Annotated in this window: 7 protein-coding genes; 2 read left to right on the top strand and 5 right to left on the bottom strand. The window is 65.9% G+C overall.

The genetic code is table 11. The features are described 5' to 3' along the window. Positions 1 to 168: 168 nt before the first annotated feature. The 4 genes from tgmC to ACFZBT_RS32460 form a co-directional block, all read right to left on the bottom strand. A complete protein-coding gene (tgmC, locus tag ACFZBT_RS32475) occupies positions 169 to 1293 on the bottom strand; it encodes an ATP-grasp peptide maturase system methyltransferase (RefSeq protein WP_391111215.1) in 1125 nt (374 codons plus the stop codon). After that, on the bottom strand, positions 1293 to 2243 hold the full coding sequence (tgmB, locus tag ACFZBT_RS32470; RefSeq protein WP_391111212.1) for an ATP-grasp ribosomal peptide maturase: 951 nt from the start codon (positions 2241 to 2243) through the stop codon (positions 1293 to 1295). The genes tgmC and tgmB overlap by 1 nt, the downstream gene beginning before the upstream one ends. Then, positions 2240 to 2551 (bottom strand): putative ATP-grasp-modified RiPP, encoded by a 312-nt coding sequence (gene tgmA / locus ACFZBT_RS32465; protein WP_391111209.1) that lies wholly within the window; start codon positions 2549 to 2551, stop codon positions 2240 to 2242. The genes tgmB and tgmA overlap by 4 nt, the downstream gene beginning before the upstream one ends. 295 nt (positions 2552 to 2846) lie before the next feature. Beyond that, entirely contained in the window at positions 2847 to 3428 is a 582-nt protein-coding gene (locus ACFZBT_RS32460) for a hypothetical protein (RefSeq protein ID WP_391111206.1), read from the bottom strand. A 107-nt stretch (positions 3429 to 3535) separates the two neighbouring features. On the opposite strand from ACFZBT_RS32460, the gene ACFZBT_RS32455 reads away from it, so the two are divergent. Next, the gene (locus ACFZBT_RS32455; RefSeq protein ID WP_391111204.1) at positions 3536 to 4750 is read left to right on the top strand and encodes a DNA-binding protein; all 1215 of its coding nucleotides are present in this window, start codon (positions 3536 to 3538) and stop codon (positions 4748 to 4750) included. Beyond that, positions 4747 to 5289, top strand: a complete 543-nt coding sequence (locus ACFZBT_RS32450) for a flavoprotein (RefSeq protein WP_391111202.1) — start codon at positions 4747 to 4749, stop codon at positions 5287 to 5289. Before ACFZBT_RS32455 ends, ACFZBT_RS32450 begins: the two co-directional genes overlap by 4 nt. A 489-nt stretch (positions 5290 to 5778) precedes the next feature. On the opposite strand, the gene ACFZBT_RS32445 is transcribed toward ACFZBT_RS32450, so the two are convergent. Beyond that, positions 5779 to 7485 (bottom strand): AIPR family protein, encoded by a 1707-nt coding sequence (locus ACFZBT_RS32445; protein ID WP_391111199.1) that lies wholly within the window; start codon positions 7483 to 7485, stop codon positions 5779 to 5781. Positions 7486 to 7902: the final 417 nt, after the last annotated feature.

Genomic DNA, 7902 nt, shown 5'->3' with positions numbered 1-7902 from the left:
CCCGCACCCGCACCAGCCACTTCGCAGCACTTCGCCCCGCCGACCACAAGGTCGACGGGGCGAAGTAGGAAGGCCCCGGATTAACCAACAGCATCCGATCTTGGTCCGGGGCCTTTTGACGTGCACTTCTGACATCAGCGGGGCGGTCGAGAGGTCCCCTCGCTTCGGTTACCAGCGAATCGTCTGGCCCTCCGGGGTAACGGTGACGGTGAACTCCTCCAGCTTCGGTGCGCCGGCGGCGCGCCAGCGTCCGAGCTGCTCTTCCACGCGGTCCCACAGCCATACCGGCCCGCCTTGCCGGACGAGCCACCGACCGCCGTCCTCGTACACCGCGGCCCACGAACCGGAGCCGACGTCAACCAGGACGTCCTCGGTGCGCCCGTCCCTCCGCATCGTCAGCCGTTGGGCGCCCGGCACGGCGAGCTGCGTGACGAAGCGTGCGGTCCAGTTGTTCAGCACGTCGGCACCGGTGGCGGTCTCGCGTTCCTCGGCGTCGTCGAGGTCGGGGAGCATGCCGAGCGGGGGCGGCAGCTGCGGCCGGGCGAGCATGAAGGAGATCTGCCCCCCGAGCAGTCTGCCGTGGGCCACCCCGTCGTCGCCGACAGTGAGCCGGGCCAACTCCGAGGCATACAGCCACCCGCACAGGGTGGCCAGGATGGCTCCGCCCGGTGCGGTCTGCTCGATCCAGGCGTGCGGCACCTCCAGCACCCCGCAGGTGGCGACCAGCCGGTCGTACGGGGCCCCGTTCTTGTGCCCGGCGAGGCCGTCACCGACAACCAACTCGGGGAAGTAGCCACAGGAACCCAGGGCAGCACTCGCCCTGCTGGACACCTCCGCGTCCACCTCCACCGACGTCACCAACTCGTCTCCGAGTCGCTGGCACAGCAGCCCGGTCGAGTAACCGGTGCCGGTGCCGATCTCAAGTACCCGGTTGCCGTCTTCGACTTGGAGCTCTTCCAGCATCCTCACGACCAGGCTCGGCATGGTGCTGGACGACGTGGGGGTGCGCAGGATCTCGCCGCGAATGTCGCCCGGCACGACGGTCCCGGCGATCTGAGTGACCAGAGACTCATCCGCATAGCAGCGCTCCAGCCAGCCGGCGGTGCCGGGCAGGACCGGCCGCCAGGCTGTCGGTGCGGAGCCTTCGACCTGATCGAAGAAACCGCCGCGCAGGAACTCATGGCGGGGCACGGTTTCGACCGCCGCGCGCCACGGCGGGGTACGCAGGAAGCCGCCATCGACGAGTCGACCGGCCAGCGCACGGCGATGGGCTACGGAGTCCATGACGGTCATCAACGCATCTTCCTTTCCAGCAGGTCGGCCATGGCCGCGAGCATCGGCAAGCCGGTCTCAGGCTCCAGCCAGTACCACTGCCCAGACGGGTTGCACTCCAGAAACCACCATTGCCCCTCGCGGTCGATGGCGAAGTCGAAAGCGCCGAAGACGAGGCCGAAGCGGGCCAGGTACGCGTGCAGGGCGTCGACGATGCCGGGCGGCGGGCTGACCACGGAGTAGCGCAGGCGGCTGTAGTCGGTGCGCCAGTCCAACAGGTCAGAGTCGATGCGGACAGGGAACACCCGGTCACCGATGACGGTCACGCGTACGTCCGCGGTCTTCTCGATCCGCTGCTGGAACAGGTGCGCGGTGCCGGAGACGGCCTCATCGATGTCGTCGGCCGCCACCTCGGCGACCTCCACGGTGCAGGAAACCCCGTCGATGCGGTACAGCGGCGCCGACAGAGGCTTGTAGATCACGGGTGCGTGCTGCTTGATGAACGACCGCGCGGCATCCGGGTCCGAGGTGATGACCGTCGGCGGGAGATGGAACCCCGCAGCCGCAGCGGCGGCCAGGCCGGACGGTTTGAACTCGGCGTCCCCGATGCGGTGCGGGTGGTTGACGTACAGGCAGTCGGGAAGCGAGGCGAGGACTCCCCCCAGACCGTAGCGGGCCTGAGCGACCGCGAACCGGGCGTCCTGCTCGTCCAGGTGCGGGAAGGTGAAGCCTGAAGGCCGGCGGTAGTACAGGGACCGGACCTGTGTCAGGTCGGCGGTCCGTGACGGCGTGGACAGCGTGCCTGCCACGCCGTTCGGCGTGATCGTGGCCGTGACTGACAGGGCATGAGGGAAATCCCCCGAGTCGAACCGCACGACCGGAACACCCCGGTCGTGCAGCTCACTGATCACCACGTCGGCCGTGGGGTCGTCCAGATTGGTGACGACCAGCACCGGACCGAGGGAGCTCACTGGTCGGTGTCGTTCCCGGTGTCCTGGTCACCGCCGCCGCTGCCACCGCCGCCGGAGCCGTCTGACGGGTTACCGGTGTTGGTCGCCGGGTTCGTGCCACTGCTGGTGCCGTGCTTCCCCATCTCCAGCAGATGGCCGTCGGCGTCGAAGTAGCGAGCCGTCTGGGTGGTTCGGTCGAGCTCGACGCGGGCGTAGCCCGACACCATCGCCGGATACGGAGCCATGCGCCGCACGCCCCAAGGGGACGGCGCGGCCGCGCCGGACGGCAGAGGCGTCCCGGTCGGGAGCCGATCGGAGTGAGCGAACAAGGCTTCTTCCTCTCTTCTTCGGTCTTCTTCGGTCTTCTTCGGTTGCTTGACGAGCCCGCCCGGCGCTCGACCTGTCCAGGGTTCGAGGCCGGGGAGGGAGTCTCCTTGGATCAGGCGCCGCGGCGGGCGTCCCGGCACTCCCTGCTCAGCCGTACGGCTTCTGGGCACGTCAGCCGAAGGTTCGCGGCCTGGTCGTCAGCGGCCGTGCACGTCGGGCACGTCATGCAGTGGTTCGCCAGGCGCTCGAACGCGGCTGCCCAGGGGGCGTCGACGGAGGACGGATACGGGCGGCCGCTCATACCTCCGGCTCCGCGGGCATGCGGTGCCGTCCGGCGGCGATCAAGCGGGCTACCTCGACGGGCGAGCACAGCGCCGTGGGCGAGTCCATGGGCGCCGACCAGTAGGTGGCGCGGGGACGAGTCCATTGCACGGCGTCCACCCTCGGCACGCCGAGGTAGCTGCCGCGGCCCAGGCAGTCAACGTCCATGGCCCGCCAGTCATCGAGCGCCTGGTGCCAGGTTCTGGGCATGCTCGCGGGGACCAGGGCGTAGTACCGGCGGAAGCGCGGATCGCAGATGACCGGGCCGCCGTCGAGGGTCTCGCACAGGAACTGGTCCAACTTGGGGGCCTCGGTGATGCCGGTCAGGGCGACCAGGAGGCGGCCGGGGATCCGCACAGCGGAGAACAGGGTGCCCAACGGCAGCAGCGTCACCTGGTGCTGGTCCCATTCCAACCGCGCGCGGTCACGACTCGGTGCCGGAAGTGTTGCCAGCAGCCAGTGCTCCGAGGCCAACCGCCGGTCAGCGGTGGGATGAATGAGCACGCCGGGCGCTGCCTCGATCGGTCGTAAGGCCAGCTGGCTGTGATCGCTGTTCATGCTCGCGCCGCTCCTTTCGCATGTGGTCCGCCTCACACATGGGACCGTAGGGCGGGGTACAACTGAGCTGGGCACGCAAAGTGCGTGCCTTGTACGGGGGCACGGGGATGGACACTTCAGGCATCGGCCGGCGCATCGCCTACTGGCGAGCCGAGCGCGGCTACACCCAGTCGGACTTCGGCCACCTCATGGGCCAGACGAAGCGCTGGGTGCAGGACATCGAAGGCGGCAAGCGCCAACAGGACCCGCGGCTTTCGGTACTGGTGCGCGCGGCCGAGATCCTCCGCATCCCCCTGGAGCAGCTCTTGACCGACACTGCGCCCCAGCAACCCGCGGACAGCACCCCGCCCGCTGACGCCCTCCGCGTCATCGACGCCCTGTACGGCCCCGACCGCGACGACGACGTGCACCCGCGGGATGTTCTGCAACGCCGCCTCGACTACTGCTGCGTGGCCTTCCAGGCCTGCCACTACGCTGCGCTCTCCCGGGACCTGCCCGCACTGATCAGGGATGCCGGGCGGGCGGTGCACGCGGCGCCCGTCGGCGAGCAGGGTGAGGCGCATGCGTTGCTCTCCCGCCTGTACCAGCTCGTCACCTCGTACCTGCACAAGTACGGTGCGGCGACGGCGATCCCGGCGGCGCTCGCCGCTGACCGGGCGCTGGTCGCCGCCGAGCGGTCCGGTGATCCGGTGCAGATGGGCGCGGCCGCCCGGCGGGTCGCGAAGAGCCTCGTCTACCAACAACGTCCCGCTGCGGCGGTCGAGTTCGCGACAGCAGCCGCGCGGCGCCTGGCCGACGGGCTCACCGACCGCGGGGCGCTCGGCCTGTCCACCCTCGGAATGCTGTACCTGTCCGCCGCACTCGCCGAGTCCTCGCAGGAGCGGACCCCTGGGCGGGTCGCAGCGGCGGGCGGGTATGTGGCCGAGGCCGGGGACGTAGCCGCGCGGCAGGGCGCCGACCTGGACGAGGACTACACCCAGTTCGGGCCGACGAACGTCACCTTGCACCGGATGGACGTGCTGCTCCGCTTCGAGGACGGATGGTCCGCGCTCGAAGCCGCAGAGGATGCGAGGCCCGAAGCGCTCGCGGGGATGACCCGGGAGCGGCAGGCCGGGCACCGGGTCGCCATCGCGCGTGCCTTGCTGCTGACCCGACGCCAGGGCCCCGCCGCAGCAGCCCTGCTCCAGGCCGACGCGCTGGCGCCCGAGGAGGTGCGCGGACGCCCGGAGACGGTAAACCTCGTCAAGGACGTCGTCCGCGTTACCCGGGTCCCCGGACCGGCCTTGCGGACGCTCGCCGACCATTGTGGACTGCGGGCATGACCCAAGTGCTCTACCTCATCGCCTGCGCCGCCGGCCCGACCCAGCACATTGACGACGGCGTCCGCGCCGCGCAGGCCGACGGCTGGGACGTGTGCCTCATCCTCACTCCGTCCGCAGCGACCTGGTGGGAGCCGCGCATGGAGGAACTCGTCGAGCTGACCGGGCACCCGGTTCGGTCGCGGTACAAGCTGCCGTGGGAGAAGGACGCCCTACCGAAGGCCGACGCGATGCTGGTAGCGCCGATGTCGTGCACCACGTTGAACAAGTGGGGGGCCGGCATCTCGGACACTGTCGCCATCGGTATCCCGTCGGAAGCGGTGCACATGGGCGTGCCAGTCGTAGCGATGCCCTACTTCAACCAGGCTCAGGGCGCGCAGCCGGCGGTGGCACGGTCGATTGCTGTCCTGCGCGAGCAGGGCATTCTGGTCCTCGATGGCCCGGACGGATACCAGTCGCACGCCCCGAAGCGGGGGAACCCGCAGGCGTATCCCTGGGGAAAGGCGCTCGCCGGCGTTCGGCGACAGACCGGCGCTCGCTGACCCCGAACACGACGAAACTCCTCCTTCCGCCCGAAGGCGAGAGTGGGCAAGAGCTCTCAAGGGAACTGACGGTGACAGTTCTCCCCGCATGAAAGCCTGTACGGTCCCTGCACCCCATGCCCTTACCCGACCCGCTGGACTACCACGGCCACTGTCAACCATCAGCTGGGACCGAAGTGTCAAGCACCTACCGGGACCGGACAATCCCCACACCACAGACTGAGTTACAACTTTCTCTACTGGTTCAAGGCGGCTCGCTCCGCTCACCGCGCGCGGCCCGGCCCCCGGCCGGGCCTGCGCTCCTGTCTCCGCCCCGCTCCAGCCCGGCCGGCGCCCGCCCCGCGCTCAAAGCATGCGGCCGCCTGATGCCAGAGAAGGGTACGCCTGGCTGGGGCGGTCGGCTCCACGGCTTTACGGAGCCATGATCACTCGCGTCAAAGCAGCACCACACCAAAGCCGCTCCGCCGACCTCTTCCTGTCGCGAGAGCGCTATTTGAGTAGCTCAGAAAGGTACTGCTCAGTGAAGTCCCGTGTACGCCCGAAGTCACGGTTAATCTCTTGGCCGCCAGCAAGTTTCACCAGGGCGTTGGCGCAAGTTTGGACGGCTTCGAGATAGCGGTCGTCATCCCACAAGAAAGCGTTGAAAGGTTTGCAGTCCTTCTCTGCTTTCTTGTCGATACTTTCTACTCTTTCTGGAGTGCTCGACCCGGAATAAATCGTTCGTACCCCGGCCAGAAGATGATACCGGGCAGGCTTCAACTCCCGCGCAATTGCCCCACTTCTGAAGAAGTGGTCAAGTTTACAGAAGGCGTAGGCAGCGGAATAATAGTAGGCCTCATTGTGCGCATCGGAGAAGACGTCGTTACCCACACGGTTCCGAAGGTCACCATAATAACGGGCAGCCGTGTGAGGAATCCTCAAGTAGAGCGAGGCGAAAGCTTGCATCAGGTTGCGGAGAGAAATCACCCTCCATGTGCCGCGAACTTGAGCCGAACCTGACCATTGCCGTGAACGTCGCTCATAGTAAATGCGCTTACCGGGCTCCGCTTCGAACGAGTTGAAGTAGGCTTCGATCCTCTTTTGCAGTTCCGACAGGGCGAAAAGGTTCTCCTTGGTGACCTGACCCTGCTTATTGGTTGCCTTCGTGATGCTCTTAGCCACCTCATCGTCCAAAGTGACGATCAAGCGAAAGGGGACGTACACGCCGTCCAAGTTTTCTCGCTCAGAGTGAAGGATGTGGCTAGTCTGACACCCATTCACAACCTGGAAGTCAACAAGGGTCAAACGATTACCCGTGGACTTCAGGTCATGCGCAACGACCGTGACCCCGTTGTTAAGGACGCAGAACCGACTACGATCACCGGAGGCCAACGTCTGCCGGATATCCGCATTGACGTCGGTCTCACCTTGAAAGTCGCGGACGTTGTCGAAGAAGAGAGTCTTACGGATCTCTCCTTCGTCATCAGTTACGAGTTTGATGAATTCGCTACCAGGAAGAACCCCAAGATACGCTTCACGCACCCCTTCTACCTCAGGAAGCGTGGTTCGATTCTCAAACTGGACTGTCACCTCAAGAGCAGAATCAATGGCGCGCCAGTTCCTTTGAACCTCACTCGCCCCCCACACGTGAAAATCAACGCGCGAGAACAAGTTTGACCCGAGCAGCCGCTTTTGACTGTCTTTCATCTTTCTCACGATGGGGCCACGGTTGTTCCATGATCCAAGGGTCACATAGTAGAGGCGGCAAACAGGGTTTTCGCGAAATCGACTCGATTCCTCCAAGACTCTATGGAGCATCTTCTGCTGATTCTCCAGATTGGGGTGAGGAGGCTCATCCTCTGTAAGCAGAGTAATTGACGCATCCGAGAAGATGCTCAAATCTCCCAAGTCGAAACTCGGCGATGTTTTCACCTGTGTCAACGTGATCGAGACTTCGATCGCCCCGCCGCCCGAAAGCGCGTCTTCCAGTTCTGCCATATCGGACACAAGTTCGCCGTTAACGGAGAGCGCGAAGCCATCGATTCCTAGCGTACCGTCGTCACCGCAGGAATAATCTTCGACGCTGAACTGCTGGTCGTGGTGGCGAGAAAGAACAATGAAGTTAACGAAGCGCTCGAAGGCGACATATTCTTTCAGATGCCCAACTCCCGCATCCTTTGCCCAGCTCTCCATCAACCCGCGAGTAACCCTGTCCATTGCCCCTCCGCGTCACTCCCACTCGGCCCCCGCCGAGTCTGGCGATGAATGTCTACCGTACCCAAGTTCCAGCACTTACGTGTCCGCAAGCGGAGTTTTCGGGCCTGGGTGCCGGCCCGGGGCGGGGAGGTGTCCGAGGACCCGTGCCAGACCAGGCGGGGGCTCACGAGGAGCACCAGGGAGCCAGATGGCTGACCTCGAAGCTCTGAGACCGCTCACACAGCAAGGCAATCGGAACCGGGGGACACGGCTTCCTAAGTGGAGGTTTCTGGAGGCCACAGTCCTGCGCTGTGCTCCAAGTCGGCCGACGTGGCTCGCTCCCGCCGGACGCAGAACACCGGGCCTCCGGGGCCTGAGGCCTCAGGCCCCGGAGGGTGACCGCCCGTCCGCTGTCACTGTTCGAAGACAGTGTGGCTT

It is taken from the genome of Streptomyces sp. NPDC008137, assembly GCF_042957035.1.
Classification (GTDB): domain Bacteria; phylum Actinomycetota; class Actinomycetes; order Streptomycetales; family Streptomycetaceae; genus Streptomyces.
Note: the sequence above shows the minus strand (reverse complement) of the source record. Positions and strands in the feature narration are given on the sequence as shown.